General features: G+C 52.9%; 8 protein-coding genes. 6 read left to right on the top strand and 2 right to left on the bottom strand.

The features are described from left to right. Positions 1-3: 3 nt before the first annotated feature. From recJ to VB712_RS06955, 4 genes are all read left to right on the top strand, one after another. Positions 4-1956, top strand: coding sequence for a single-stranded-DNA-specific exonuclease RecJ (gene recJ / locus VB712_RS06970; RefSeq protein WP_323253512.1), 1953 nt, complete (start codon positions 4-6; stop codon positions 1954-1956). Positions 1957-2098: 142 nt separating this feature from the next. Further along, positions 2099-2983 carry an ABC transporter permease gene (locus VB712_RS06965; protein ID WP_323253510.1) on the top strand — a complete coding sequence of 295 codons (885 nt, stop codon included), beginning with the start codon at positions 2099-2101 and terminating at the stop codon, positions 2981-2983. Between the two features lie 217 nt (positions 2984-3200). Further along, positions 3201-5156, top strand: coding sequence for an iron uptake porin (locus VB712_RS06960; RefSeq protein WP_323253507.1), 1956 nt, complete (start codon positions 3201-3203; stop codon positions 5154-5156). Positions 5157-5399: 243 nt separating this feature from the next. Next, complete coding sequence (locus tag VB712_RS06955) at positions 5400-7403, top strand: hypothetical protein (protein ID WP_323253505.1); 2004 nt, start codon at positions 5400-5402, stop codon at positions 7401-7403. 171 nt (positions 7404-7574) lie between these two features. Here VB712_RS06955 and VB712_RS06950 read toward each other — a convergent pair whose 3' ends face one another. Both VB712_RS06950 and VB712_RS06945 read right to left on the bottom strand, forming a co-directional pair. Next, positions 7575-9197, bottom strand: a complete 1623-nt coding sequence (locus tag VB712_RS06950) for an adenylate/guanylate cyclase domain-containing protein (protein WP_323253503.1) — start codon at positions 9195-9197, stop codon at positions 7575-7577. Positions 9198-9260: 63 nt separating this feature from the next. After that, entirely contained in the window at positions 9261-11156 is a 1896-nt protein-coding gene (locus VB712_RS06945) for a sensor histidine kinase (RefSeq protein WP_323253501.1), read from the bottom strand. 239 nt (positions 11157-11395) lie between these two features. Here VB712_RS06945 and abc-f point away from each other — a divergent pair, with 239 nt between their 5' ends. Then, entirely contained in the window at positions 11396-13114 is a 1719-nt protein-coding gene (gene abc-f, locus VB712_RS06940) for a ribosomal protection-like ABC-F family protein (protein WP_323253499.1), read from the top strand. 107 nt (positions 13115-13221) lie between these two features. Then, positions 13222-14256, top strand: coding sequence for a diguanylate cyclase domain-containing protein (locus VB712_RS06935; RefSeq protein WP_323253497.1), 1035 nt, complete (start codon positions 13222-13224; stop codon positions 14254-14256). Positions 14257-14396 lie beyond the last annotated feature (140 nt).

Raw genomic sequence — 14396 nt, 5'->3', positions numbered from 1 at the left:
CCCATGGCTAAACTTCCTAACCAACGTTGGCACATTGCGCCCCCCGCACCGGAAGGGGTAAAGGCCCTCGTGGCGGCAACGGGGCTTTCTCCCCTGTTGGCCCAAGTGCTCTGGAATCGCGGCTTGGAGACTCCAGGAACGGCGGCCATTCACATTGATCCAGAGTTGGCTCAGTTACCATCCCCTTTGGAGGAGTTTGCTGATTTGGGGCGGGCGGTGGCAATTTTGGAGGAGGCGATCGCCCAACAGGATCCCATTTTGATCTGTGGGGACTACGATGCCGATGGCATGACGAGCACGGCGTTATTAATCCGCGCCCTGCGCCATTTTGGGGCAAAGATTGACTATGCCATTCCCAGCCGGATGCATGAGGGCTATGGGATGAATAACCGCATTGTCGAGGATTGCGCCCAATCGGGGGTAGGGGTAATTATCACTGTCGATAACGGCATTATGGCCCATGAGCCGGTGCAGTTGGCGGTGGATTTGGGCTTGAGCGTGATCATTACTGATCATCACGATCTGCCGCCGGAATTACCCGCCGCTGATGCGATCCTTAACCCCAAACTTTTAGCGGAAGATTCCCCCTATCGCAGTTTGGCGGGGGTGGGAGTTGCCTATGTGTTGGCGGTGGCCACGGGTCAGGCGGTGGGCAAATTAACGGGGTTGACGGCAACGCTGTTGGATCTCTGTACGTTGGGGACGATCGCCGACCTGGCCGCCTTAAATGGGGTAAATCGTCGCTGGGTGAAACGGGGGTTAAAATCCCTGCCGCGATCGCCCCTAGCTGGAGTCCAAGCTTTAATTCAACAGGCCGGCTCAGAGGAGAACAAAAAGCCGATGCACCCCGATATGATCGGCTTTCGCCTGGGGCCGCGCATCAATGCCATTGGTCGCATTGGTGATCCCTGTACAGTGATTGAACTGCTCACCACTGATGATCCCTCCCTCGCCTTCGAGCGGGCCATGGTCTGCGCAACGACGAACCAACGACGGCAACAGTTGTGTGAACAGACGGAACAGGAGGCGGTGGCGTTGGTGGAGGATACGCCCCTGCCTTGGGAGCGCGATCGCGTCCTTGTCGTTTATAAATCTGATTGGCACCATGGCGTGATTGGCATTGTCGCCTCCCGGTTGGTGGAGCGGTACGGTGTGCCGGTGTTTATTTGCACTCAGGAAAATGCCACGACGATCCGAGGTTCGGCCCGGAGTATTCCGGAGTTTCACGTTGCCCAAGCCTTGGAATTTTGCCACGATTGCCTGATCAAACATGGCGGCCACCAAGCAGCGGGGGGGTTTTCGGTGACGGTGGAGCAGTTCCCCACGTTTCAAAACAAGTTGAGCGAATTTGCCCATCAATGCCTAGAACCGGAACACCTGAAGCCGCTGATTAGCATTGATGTTCAGGCAGATTTTGATCAACTCACACCCCAACTCTATGGGGAAATTGAAAGCCTGCAACCTTGGGGCATGGGGATGCCTATCCCGATCTTTTGGACTCCTGGCGTGCGGATTTTGGAGCAGCAGGTGGTGAAGGGGAATCATTTGCGGTTGAAATTGGCCCAAGGGGATCGGGTGTTAGGGGCGATCGCCTGGCGCAAGGGCGATTATTTCCCCCTCCCCAGTCCGGTGGATCTGGCCTATAAACTCGATGAAAACCATTGGCAGGGTCAAACGACGCTCCAACTGGAAATTATCGGCATCCGTGCCACTACCGCTACCCCGAACCCATTCCTCACCACGTTCACCCACAGAAACCGCCAGTATCAATGTAGTTTTGCCCAAGCCGGCCAAGAATTGCGGATTAAAAATGATCAAAACCAGGTGTTAGCCGTCCAACAGGGGCAACGGGTGGGATTATTGGGAGAAAGCCGCGCAACGGCTACCCCTGTGGATGTGACGAAGCCCCATTTTTATAGTTTGATCAAAGCGGCGATCGCCGCCCTCAACCCCTAACCTCCTAGATCGAGCCATTCATCTCCTAGGGAATCCGGTTGTAGAATTAGCGCAGGGGGGCGAAACATTTTTGTGCCTCCGGCAGGCTTACGCCAACGCCCCTACATCAACCCACTTCTCACTCCCCACTTCTCACTCCCCCATGTCCAATGCCGATCTCAAACCCATCGCTCCCCCCGCCGCTCGACGGTGGCTAGGCATGACGATCCTCTTGGGGCCGGCGGGGTTGTGGTTGGTGTTGCTCTTGGTTTTGCCCACCTTGGTGATCTTTGAACTCAGCCTTGTGCCGGGGATTCGCCCTGGGGATGTGGTTAACCCCAGCGGTTTGGGGAATTATTGGCGGGTGTTTGATGGGATCAATTTGCGCGTTGTGGGGCGATCGCTCCTCTTCGCCAGCGGTACAACTCTACTCTGCCTCCTGATGGGGTTTCCCGTCGCCTACTGGTTAGCCCAAATGGCCCCCCGCCGTTGGCGCAATCTCCTACTTTTGGGGTTTATCCTGCCCCTGTGGACTTCTTCCTTGCTGCGTACCTATGCCTGGATTACGATCCTCAGACCCACGGGCATTTTAAATACGCTGCTCACCACCCTAGGACTCCCGGCCCTGGATTTACTCAATCGCACTCCGGCGGTATTTATTGGCATGGCCTATAGTTATCTGCCCTATATGGTTTTAATTCTCTATGCCTCTTTGGAAAAATTAGATCGGGAACTGTTGGAAGCGGCAGCGGATTTGGGGGCGAATCCCCTCGAAACCTTTGGGCGAGTGACGATTCCCCAAACCCTACCGGGGATTGCGGCAGGTTCCCTATTGGTGTTTATTTCTGGCTTGGGGGATTTTGTCGATCCCGAACTGCTGGGGGGGGCTTCCAGTATGACGCTTTCGCGGTTAATTTATAATCAATTCCTGGGTGCATCCCGGAATTGGGGGTTTGGCTCTGCCCTGAGTATTGTGTTAATTTTTGCAGTGAGTGGCGCGATCGCTCTTTTAATTAAATATGGCGATCGCGATGCACGACCCTCCTAGGTGTGGCGATCATAGGGGATGCTATTTAAGCATAATTGCGGAACAAATCTGCAATTTTGGAGTCCAACCCTGATGGCCCGCTCAATTTTTTGAACTAAGCTAAAGATCATCAAAATTCTAGTTACAGAATGAGTGACAGAATCGTTCAACCGTTCTGATTCTAACTTGGTCTAGACTGTTGACTATTGTCCATGTACAGGTGTCTTGAGGAGTTCCCGTGAAAAAAACCTATTTCAGTACCACCCTTTCCCTAACACTGTTGCTGACGGCCCTAGGGGCGATGGCTTCCCAAGGGGCGATGGCCGATCCCTCGGTAAAATCCGATCCTAAAAACATCCCCTCTACCCCCAGTTTAGAAACTGAGCCTGAATCCAGTCCTGTGCTTGGAGCCGCCTCTCCCCCCACGGAGACGGAAACCACCACTGCAACCAGTGAATGGGCTACTACTGTTACCAATCAAGGCCCAGACTCCAATCCTCAACTCCTGGCGATCGATCCTCGCGCCTTCACCCCTCAACCCCAACTGATCGCCACTACCACCCATGACACCCCATCGAAAACGATAGAGAGTCCTATCCGGGCTGCGACAACTCCCTCGGTACTGGTGGCGGAAATGCACAATACCCCCATGGCCCAGGTCAATAACGTCTTTGAACTGCGAGACATTGCCCCTACGGATTGGGCCTATGCGGCGCTGCGGGATTTGGTCAACCGCTATGGCTGTGTCAAGGGTTATCCCGATGGCACATTCCGAGGCAACCGCGCCCTCTCTCGCTATGAATTTGCCGCTGCCCTCAATGCCTGTATGCAGGTGATTGAACAAAGCTTGGCCCAAATGGGCGATCGCTTTGCCACCCAGCAGGATCTCGAAGCCCTCGGCCGCCTCGTCCAAGAATTTGAAGCCGAACTCGCCAACCTCACCACCCAAGTAGACGACCTTGAAGAGCGCGTCCAAACCCTAGAGGATAATCAATTCTCCACCACCACCAAACTCTTCGGCCAAGTCACCATGGGCGTACAGGGCCGCAGCCGAGGCGACTTTAGCATTGCTGGCAGCACGTTTAGCGACACCGAAAATGAAATCAACCTGATCCACAGCACTAACCTCAGCCTCTTCACCCAATTCAGCCCCCGCAGTCTGCTGCTTACCACGTTCAACGCCGGTGATGGCCGCAGCACCAACCGTTTCACCGACACCCTCGCCAACTACATCAGCCTCGCCTACGAAGGCGACACCGACAACCGGCTCCAACTCTCCGACCTCAACTATCGCCATCTCTTTGGCACCAACTTTGCCGTCATGGTCGGCCCCCAAGGCATCAGCCCGGTGAACGTGTTCCGGGGAACCAACCGCATTGAAAGTCAAGGCAGCGGGCCCCTTTCCCGCTTTGCTCAACGGAACCCAATTATGGGCATTGGCGGTGGCCGTGCCGGCGTAGGGATTGACTGGCAACTGAATCCAGACATGAGCTTCCAAGCTGTCTATGCCTCCCAACTCCCCGCTGACTCCCTCAACGGTGGCATTTTCGGGGGCGATAACAACAGCACCACCCTTGGGGCCCAGTTTGTTGCTTCTCCCACTTCCAACATCGACATTTCCCTGCAATACATCAACTCCTATTCCCCCTATGGTCGCCTCCTGACAGGCACTGGGGATGACCAACTGATCATCGGCAACACCAGCACCGTCTTTAACCTCCGCGCCCCCATGCAAACCAACGCCTTGGGTTTCGGGGCAGAGTTCCGGCCTTCGGAGCGCATCACCCTGGGGGGTTGGGCTGGTTACACCTTCTCGGATTACATCCTGGCAGACGGCGGTGTCGAAACCTTTAACTGGATGACGTTCCTCAACTTCCCTGATCTTGGTGGCGAAGGTAATCTCTTGGGGCTTTACTTCGGCCAACCCCCCCGGATCACCCGCAGCACCATGCCCGACACCACCACCGGAACCCAAGCCCGTAACGTCCCCAGCTTCCTCGGCCGAGGCGATATTCTCAACGCTGCTGCCGGTGGCCAGCAAGGCGCGACCTATCACGTCGAAGCCTTCTACCGTTGGCAACTCAGCAACAATATCAGCATTACGCCGGGCCTGGTTTGGGTCATCAGCCCCTTCCATATGGGCAGTAACAGCGATATCTTGATTGGAGCCTTGCGGACAACGTTCAGTTTCTAAACTGGCTGAAATTTCCGGAATCTGTCAAAAACTTTTGGAATGGGGGAACCTTTCGGTTCCCTCTCTGGTCAAAAGCCATAACAACGCAAAATTGTCCCGCGTGCTTCTGGAATAGTTTAGTTTTGCTATTACGTTGGGTTTTTGCTATCCGTAAGATTACGCAGATTGCTCTGATTTTCTTCTGGAGTCCCTCAACCGTTTTCTATCCCCCGTTACTCAATTTGTGGAGCCTGTTCCATCATGATGTCTAAACTTACTCGCAACACCGCGCTTTCCTTGGGTTTATTGGGTAGCCTCGCCATGGTTGCCGCCCCCGCCGCAGAAGCCCAAGTGCAAGTCACCGGCGGCAGCATTGAAGGAACCGCTGCCTTTTTTACTGGAACTCAAACCAGCCTCTTCGACATCGCGATCCGTAACCTGCAAATCGTCAGCCCCAACGGTGTTCTGACTAACCCTGCCTTCGTCCCCACCGCTACCGGGGGCTATCAGGCTGGAACTCCTGGCCAGGTTTCCCCTGGAGACACCGGCTTAATCACCGGGAAACTCTCCGGGATTGGCTTTAGTGCTGGCGGTTCTTTGATTCCCTTCTCCAACGTTGACACCGCTTTAGCCTACAACGTTGGTCGCTTCAGCCCAATCGGCAATCCCATCGTTGGCTCACTCATTTCTGCCGCTAGCCTGCCTCAACTGTTCATTCCCATTGACGGTGTTAAATCCAGTGATGGCAGCGTCAGAACCGATAGCGGTCAAATGAGGATTGGTGATCTCAACGCCAATATCACCGCTGGTTTCATTGACCTGCCCTCTGATATTGAATTCCGTGGCTCTAGCGCTGCTCTTGCACCCATCGCCTTTGAGATGCCCCGCAAGATCAAGTTCCAGTTTGAAGGTGAGAATGTCACACCAACAACGTGGACTCCACGCGCAGACGGGTTTGACTTTGCCGGTGAAGCCAACAAGAAATTTGAAATCTCCACCTTCGGCAATGGTCGCCGTGACAGCTTCAGGTTGGAAGCCTCCAATGGTTTTGTGGATATTACCGTAGGGAATGCTCAAGTCACCTCCAATGACACGCTTGTTGCGGGTCAACCCATGAAGTACAAAATTGACGGGCAAACTAACGGTGTGTTAGCCCTCTTTGGCCCGGGTCAGGTTGGGGTTGCTGGTTCTGGTCGTAATACTACTTTCGAGTTTGAACAAGGCAGTAACAAATTCAAAGGGAATACGGGAGGTGACGGGACTGTTAATTTCTTGGCAGCAGCAGGTGCTGGCAGTATCACGCGGGCAAATTTACAAGCGAACTACAGCCTGTCTCAGTATCAAGCGGTTTCCCGTGATAGTCAGTTTGTGTTTGTCCAAAACATTAGCGAAAGTGCTTTCACCCGCAATAATGTCCGTTTCGGTGGCATGACGCTGATCTTTAATGGCTCTCGCTTTAGCGATCAAAGTGGTTCCTTTACGTTTAAAACCCGAGGTTCTGAATCACTGTCTCAGGCGCAAATCTTTATTCAAAACATTCTGAATAATATTCAGTTTGTGAATACGGGTGAATCTGCAAATAGCATTTTCTCCGGTGGCTCCACTGCTGAGTTTGAGATTGTTGCTGCTCCCAGCTTTAACCTCAAGGTGCGTAGCAACCGTAGCGGTCGCGTTCAAGTGAAGTTCGTGCAACAGCGCGGTCGTCGCATCTTCGTGGCAACTCGTGACAACGTGGGTGTGGGTGCTTTTGAACAAAGCGGGCCCGGTAGCCGGATGTTCCCTGGGTTGTTTGGTGTGCGTCAACTGTCTGAAGAAGATGCTGCATCCATCTATGAACTCATTGATACCCTTTCTGTGAGTGAAGCTGATGCTCCTGATGCGGATGACGATGCTGATGATGTCGATGTCGATGATGATAGCGACAGCGACGATGATGATGATGATGAATCTGCTGAAGTCGATGATGATGCAGAGGAAGTCGCTGATGAATCTGAAGCCGTTGGCCCTGCTTTCACAGGCTTAGATAGCCTCTCGGATACTGAAGTGGAAGAAATCAACTCCACGATCAATTCCTTCGGTGGCGAAGATACCACTGCTCCTGCTGAAGAGCCGGCTGCTGTGGAAGAAGCCCCTGCTCCTGCTGAGGATGCGGCTGTGGTGGAAGAAGCCCCTGCTCCTGCTGAGGATGCGGCTGTGGTGGAAGAAGCCCCTGCTCCTGCTGAAGAGCCGGCTGTGGTGGAAGAAGCTCCTGCTCCTGTTGCTGAATAGGTCTATGGGGGTTTGCCTCCAGTTCTAACTGCATGATTACGACGGGGAACGATATTCGTTCCCCGTTTTTCTTTGAGCAAAAAGCTGTGGTTTTCCCCACGAGCGGTTATCCGGAATCCGCTGAGTAGGGGCGAAAGATTTTTCGCCCCACGCGGATAGGCTACAGCCGAATTAGATTCCTTTTTTGCCCATTAACCAGTAGGTTTTTGGGGTGGGTGGGTTTTTGGGGCTAGGGTTGGGAGTATGGGGGGTGAGGTGGTATTGAGTGAGAAGATGGGTTTGGGCTTGTTCAGAAACTTGAATTTTGTTGGGTTCCCCTGTTGTTTCTAACCAGGTGGCGGTATTGATGGCTTCGCCCCAGATGTCATAGTTAAAGCCTTTGCTGCCGATGATGCCAGCGATCGCCTCCCCCGTATGAATCCCCATCCGCACTTGGATCGGCTCCTGGGGGGATCGATGCTGCCAACAGGCCGGCTGAAAATCCTCAAGTTCATGGTGAATCACCAGGGCCAAATCAGCGATCGCCTCCCCATGATCCCCCCGTGCCACCGGCACACCCCCCACCACCACATAGCGATCGCCCCGGGTTTTAATCGTCTCCAACCCAAAACGCTCCACCCGCTGATCCAGCCAACCAAACCATTCATTTAAAAACTGCACCCCCTGGGCTGCCGACAAGGGATGGATCAACTCATGCAAATTCACCACATTGACGATCAACACCGTCACCTGAGAGAAAGACTCAGCGATCAACTCTTGAGCCTGCTTGAGACGACGGGCGATTTTTTGGGGTAGGATATTGAGCCGTAATTTGTCCGACTTCTGCTTTTCCAGACGAAAGGCCAACTCCGCACGGCGACGGTCTTCATTGCTTTGGTAAGTCGCGATCGCCCGCCCCAAACTTTGCGCCATTAACTCCACCAACTCCACCTCATGGGTCGCAAACGGTTGCTCCCGCGCCACATCATCCGCAAAAAACAGCGTCCCATAGATCACCCCATTCACCCAAATTGGCGTTCCCAAATAGGCATAAAAGGGCCATTGAGATTGGGGTGGAAACTCCCCCGTTGGATTTAAAACAGTAGTATCCGGATACCCCACCGTTCCTTCCGCCAGGATCACCCCATAACAATAGGTCTCACTGAGCGACACCGGAAAACTCAAATCCCCCAGCAAAATCTGCTCCCCCGCCGGTTCAGGGATGGTTTTCAGGAGCGTGTAATAATCCGCTTGGATCTTACTAATCCCGCCCCGGGAGCATTGCAGTAACTCACAGCCCGTCTTTAAATAATCCTGAAACCGGGCCGGAAAAGAATCATAATCCGTCATGCTGAGACGGTGCAGGGCCCGCAGCGCATCACTAAAGGATTCAAGAATCGTTGATTTTTGAGCAAGATCTGCCTGGGCTTGACGGAGTGCCAATTGATTCCGTACCCGCACCAAAACCTCTTCAAAATGGAAAGGCTTCGTGACATAATCCACACCCCCCGCTTGAAAAGCCGTAATTTTATCCTGGATATCATCCAAAGCACTCAGGAAAATCACCGGAATATCTGCTGTTGCCTCAATTTCCTTCAAGCGGCGACAGACCTCATAGCCGTTCATCTTCGGCATATTGATATCGAGAAGGATCAAATCTGGGGGCTTGGCTTGGGCGGCATTAATCGCCATAGCGCCATTGGTGACACTGCGAACCCGATAACCTTGTTCCCCCAGCATCGCAGAGAGCAAACGTAGGTTAGCCGGTGTGTCGTCAACAATGATGATGTTTTTTTGTAGATCTGGTTGCCCCATGCCTATTTTTTGTGAAACCGCCGATGGACTGGATCACACGCTTGGCTGCCATCACTAACCCCCTCAGGAAACCTCCTGAGGAGCCTCTGAAAGCCGGAGCAGATCCGTGATTTGGTCAAAACGGTAATCCGTTATCCATTGTCGCATTAGTCCTATGATAGTTTTCTGTGCTTCAGAAAGGACAGAATTGTTTTCTGTGGTATCTAGAAGGTCAGTAATCGCTTGAAAGTCCGCACAAATGGCGTATTGATACAGTTCTGCCAGCCATTCTGGTGCAAACTGGCTCAGTTCCTCGCTACTAATGCCAATGGGTTGATGCTGTTCACTGTCCCTGACAAAGGTGATGGCTTGAGCCGTGGCGATCGCCTCACAGGGCAGCCGCACCCTAAACACCGTACCCACATTCACCTCACTCTCAACGGTAATTGTCCCCCCCAATAATTCTGCAAACTGACGACAGAGGGCAAGACCCAAGCCCGCCCCCTGTTGAGCACGGCGACCTGTTTCCGTTTGGGTAAAGGGGGTAAAGAGCAAAGCCAGTTCTGCCTCAGAAATTCCCAAGCCAGTATCCGTAACCGTGAGGATGAGGGTCGCCGGAAGGGGATCCGCCTGATAACGAACCGCCAGCGTAATCTCCCCCATGGGCGTAAACTTGATCGCATTGCTTAAGAGGTTAATCAAAATTTGCCGTAGCCGAGTCGGATCGCTGCTGATCGTCAACGGCACATTGGGGGCAATGTCGATCTCAAAGCTCAAACCCTGTTGTTCAGCCCGAAAGCGGAACATCCCTTCCATCATTTTCCACAGTTCCCAGAGATTCACCTCTTGGTCTGTGCGTTCTAGTTTGCCATTTTCGATCCGGCTCAGGTCGAGAATGTCATTGATTAGCGTCAGGAGATGTTGGCTACTGCGTTGGATCGTGTGGAGTTGTTCTTGGTGATGGGGAGCATCGAGTTCCGTGGCCAACAGTTGCGCAAACCCGCTAATCGCATTGAGGGGCGTGCGCAGTTCGTGGCTCATCGTCGCTAAAAATGTACTTTTGGCCTGATTTGCCGTTTCCGCTGCTTCCTTGGCGGCGATTAACTGCTGGGTTTGCTCATCAATTTCGCCAATCAGCCGGTTAAAGGATTTAGCAAGAATGCCGATTTCATCGTGGGTTTGAATGGGGGCGCGGAGGCTATAGTCGTGGGCGATGGTGATTTGTTGGGCAGTTTGGGTGAGGGCTTCGAGGGGTTGCAGAATGGCCTTCGTCATTTGCCAAATTAACCCGCCAGCGATCGCCCCTGACCCCAAACTAATCAGAACCATCAACACCTTTTCGAGCATTTGCATCTGTTCAATGGCGATCTCCGCTCTCCGCGTTTGCTCATGGGCTATCAGCGTCACCTCATCTAATCGCCAGTTAGCCCCTTCTAACGCCTGCATTTGGGCCAAATTCGGCAGTTCGCGCAATGCCCGGATCAATTCTTCCCGCTTTTCAGGGGAAAATCGCGTTTGATGGGGGGGGAACACATCGTCAATGGCCTTGCCGTAAAACTCCACCACCTGTTGATAGTCATTCAGTAACAGGATGTAGCGTTGGGGGTCTGTGGCTAACCATTGGGGATTATCCTCAATAAATTGACGTAGTTCTGCAATGGTGGCTTGCGATCGCTCAAGATTCGTCACAACTCTGGTGCGTAGCACTAACAACCGCTCCGGCCGGGTGAGAGCCGTTTCCAACTGCAACCCCGCCATTTGACTACTGCTCATTTCCTCCCGGAATTGTGAGAGCAGATGCGCCTGACGATTCGCCGCCCCTAGCCGTTCAAGGGTCAGCCCTTGATAGTGACTTAGTACCATTAAGCCCAAACTCGAAACCCCCAAACCGAGGCCGATTGCGATGCCATAGCCGAGGGTCATTTTTTGCCGGAGTCGCCAAAATTGGGTGCGCGTTTCCCAGAGTTTCAGGATACCCATAGAGGAAAAAGTAAGGTCAACCATCTCTAAATACCCGAAGAAATCATGCCCAGATCAAGGGAAATCAGGATAAGATAGCGATGGGATCAGAGTTGTATTGCGATCTTAACCGTTCTCACTCCAGACTGGGAATGATCCCCAAAGGGCCAAAGCTCACCCATTCCCCATTCCCCCCTAGAACTTTGTGTTAAGTATTGTTAAACTACAAGGGATGAGCAAGGAATGGGAAAGGAATCAAAATGCTGCGCCTAGAACATATTAGTAAAATTTACCCCACCGGAGAAGTCCTCAAGGATGTGACTTGGGAAGTGAAAAATAGCGATCGCATCGGTCTGGTGGGGGTGAATGGCGCAGGCAAATCCACCCAAATGCAAATCATCATGGGTCATGTCGAACCCACCACCGGCCAAGTGATCCGCCCCAATGACCTCAAAATTGGCTACCTCACCCAAGAATTCGACGTAGATCCCAGCCGCACGGTACGGGAAGAACTCTGGACGGTGTTTGAAGCCGCCAACGCCACCCACAGCGAATTAATGGCCGTCACCCATGCCATGGAAGGAGCCGATCCCGATCAATTGGATCAACTCCTGCACAAAATGGACAAACTGCAACGGCGGTTTGAGGGCCTCAACGGCTACGGTTTAGATGCGGAAATTGAGAAGATCTTGCCGGAAATGGGTTTTGAGCCGGACGATGGCGATCGCCTCGTCTGCACGTTTAGCGGCGGTTGGCAAATGCGCCTCAGTTTGGCAAAAATTATGCTCCAAGACCCGGATCTGCTCCTCCTCGATGAGCCGACCAACCACCTGGATTTAGAAACCATTGAATGGCTTGAAGGCTACTTAAAAGATCTGAAAACCCCCATGGTGGTAATTTCCCATGACCGGGAATTTCTCGATCGCCTCTGTACCCAAATCGTCGAAACCGAGCGGGGCGTTTCCACCACCTATCTCGGCAACTATTCCGCCTACTTGGCTCAAAAAGCCGAAAACCAAGCTGCCCAACTCAGCACCTACGAACGGCAACAAAAAGAACTCGCCAAACAACAGGAATTTGTCGAGCGGTTCCGGGCCAGTGCCACCCGTAGCACCCAGGCGAAAAGTCGTGAAAAGCAGCTAGAAAAAATCGAACGCATTGATGCCCCCGTGGCTAATCTGCGCACCTTAAAATTCACATTTCCCTCTGCCCCCCGCAGTGGTCGGGAAGTGGTGCAAATTGAAGACCTTTCCCATAGCTATGGGGATAAAATGCTGTTTTTAGGGGCGAATTTATTGATTGAGCGAGGCGATCGCATCGCCTTCCTTGGCCCCAACGGCTGCGGCAAATCCACCCTATTGCGGATGATTGTCGGGCTAGAAACCCCCGAAGACGGTTCCGCCGGTTTTGGCCCCCACAACATCATCCCCGGCTATTTTGAACAAAACCAAGCCGAAGCCCTCGATCTCGAAAAAACCGTCCTCGATACCATTCACGACGAAGTTCCCGATTGGAAAAATGAAGAAGTTCGCACCCTCTTAGGGCGATTTCTATTCAGCGGTGAAATGGTGTATAAACCCGTGGGGGCGTTAAGTGGTGGCGAAAAAGCGCGGTTAGCCTTAGCAAAAATGCTATTACGTCCCGCCAACGTTTTAGTCTTGGATGAACCCACCAATCACCTCGATATTCCCGCCAAAGAAATGCTGGAATCGGCGCTTAAAGACTATGATGGCACGGTGTTAATCGTCTCCCATGACCGTTATTTTATTTCCCAAGTGGCGACCAAAATTGTTGAAGTCCGGGATGGGGAATTAGTCGTCTATAACGGCGATTATCATTACTACCTCGATAAACTAGCCGAACTGGAGGCGAAGGAAAAGGCAAGGCTGCAAGGGGAAGCGGATGCCGCGAAACGGGAGGCCAAGCGGGCCAAGCAAAAGGAAAAAGAAGCTGCCCGCAAGAAAAAAGCAGCCGTTTAGCGGGAAATGGCCCGCTGTCACTGACACAGGGGGCCGTCACCTTTAAAATGCATGAAATAATGGTGCTGATGTGGCATTGTTAACCCATAATTGCCTGCTGATTGACCATGAGCCAAACAACAGAACCCTCGAAGGGCGATATTCTGATTATTGATGATACCCCTAACAATGTCCGCCTTCTGTCTACATTGTTAACGAACCATGGTTATGAGGTTCGGGGTGTGATCAATGGTGAGATTGGCCTGCGGGCGGCCCGTTCGGCAGTTCCGGACTTGATTTTGCTGGATATCAGTATGCCTAAACTGAGCGGCTATGATGTCTGTGAGGCTCTCAAAGCCGATCCCCTCACCCAAGCCGTGCCGGTGATTTTTATCAGTGCCTTTAATGAAGTGGGGGATAAGGTGAAAGCCTTTGAGGTGGGAGGGGTGGACTATATCACCAAGCCTTTTCAATGGGCGGAAGTCTTGGCCAGGGTGCAAAATCAACTAAAAATTTGCCTCCTACAAAAGCAACTCCAAGCCCGCAATACCCAACTACATCTAGAAATCCAAGAACGGGCTAAGGCGGAAGTGGCTCTCCATGCAGCCAATGAAAAGTTACAAGCTCTGGCCAATCAAGATGGGTTAACCGGGACATCGAACCGGCGGCATTTTGATGACTATCTACTCCGGTGTTGGCAGACTGGGCAGGGGATGATTGCTTTAATTCTCTGTGATGTGGATTTTTTTAAACCCTTTAATGACCACTATGGCCATTTAGAGGGCGATCGCTGTCTACAAATTTTAGTCCAGGCCATCCAAAGCGCCCTAGATCTCCTCGCCCCGCACCATTCCCTCCTCGCCCGCTATGGGGGAGAGGAGTTCGCCATTGTCCTGCCGGAAACCGATATCCACCAAGCCCAAGGCATTGCCCAAGGTATTCAAGCCCATGTCGCTCAGGCCGGCATTCCCCACGCCTATTCCACAATTCACTGCACCGTCACCGTCAGCTTAGGCATTGCCGCGCTACACCCCACCGCTGACTTTTCCCCCGATGATTTAATTAGCCAAGCGGATCAGGCTTTATACATGGCAAAATCCCAGGGACGGAATCAGGTGATTTGCTACGGGCAAGGCTCCGCCAACCGCTACGGTGGCTCCTGATCAATGAGGGGAATTGACACTCCCCGCGCTAAAGCGACGGGGATTCTTGGTTCATCAACCGGACTTAACTGAGCAGGATTGCTCCAACCCAGCCAGAGGCCCAATCTCCCCAAGCGTATAACTTCCCGTTTGCCCCACGG

The sequence above is a fragment of the Spirulina sp. CCNP1310 genome (assembly GCF_034932185.1).
GTDB lineage: Bacteria > Cyanobacteriota > Cyanobacteriia > Cyanobacteriales > Spirulinaceae > Spirulina.
The sequence above is the reverse complement of the archived record's forward strand: the minus strand, read 5'-3'. Positions and strand labels throughout refer to the sequence as shown.

What these genes read in the sequence shown, in the direction of transcription:
- VB712_RS06935 (WP_323253497.1), top strand. Translation starts at nt 13,222, where the DNA reads ATGAGCCAAACAACAGAACCCTCGAAGGGCGATATTCTGATTATTGAT.
- recJ (WP_323253512.1), top strand. Translation starts at nt 4, where the DNA reads ATGGCTAAACTTCCTAACCAACGTTGGCACATTGCGCCCCCCGCACCG.
- VB712_RS06965 (WP_323253510.1), top strand. Translation starts at nt 2,099, where the DNA reads ATGTCCAATGCCGATCTCAAACCCATCGCTCCCCCCGCCGCTCGACGG.
- VB712_RS06950 (WP_323253503.1), bottom strand. Translation starts at nt 9,197, where the DNA reads ATGGGGCAACCAGATCTACAAAAAAACATCATCATTGTTGACGACACA.
- VB712_RS06955 (WP_323253505.1), top strand. Translation starts at nt 5,400, where the DNA reads ATGTCTAAACTTACTCGCAACACCGCGCTTTCCTTGGGTTTATTGGGT.
- VB712_RS06945 (WP_323253501.1), bottom strand. Translation starts at nt 11,156, where the DNA reads ATGGGTATCCTGAAACTCTGGGAAACGCGCACCCAATTTTGGCGACTC.
- abc-f (WP_323253499.1), top strand. Translation starts at nt 11,396, where the DNA reads ATGCTGCGCCTAGAACATATTAGTAAAATTTACCCCACCGGAGAAGTC.